This is a genomic window from Methylobacterium sp. D54C (assembly GCF_053345595.1).
Genome location: NZ_JBKFAK010000288.1, coordinates 1 through 255, shown reverse-complemented (window position 1 = coordinate 255; position 255 = coordinate 1). Strand labels below are relative to the sequence as shown.

The 255-nt window shown below is 69.4% G+C and carries 1 protein-coding gene; it reads left to right on the top strand.

Translation table 11 applies throughout. The features are described 5' to 3' along the window. The coding region (locus ACLBYB_RS33565; RefSeq protein ID WP_447701460.1) for a transposase at positions 1-255 on the top strand (255 nt) is incomplete at both ends.

Sequence of the window (255 nt, the reverse complement as noted above, 5' to 3'; positions counted from 1 at the left end):
GACCGAAGGCCGTGCTCGCCTATCTGGCGCGCTACACCCACCGCGTCGCCATCTCCAGCCGCCGCATCCTCACCTTCGACGGGGCGAGCGTCAGCTTCCGCGTCAAGGACTACCGGCGCGACGAGGCCGGGCGGCCGCGGGTCATGACCTTGTCGGCCGCGGAGTTCATCCGACGCTTCCTGCTCCATGTCTTGCCGCGCGGCTTCCTCCGCATCCGGCACTACGGCTTTCTCACGGGCTCGAACCGGACGGCAG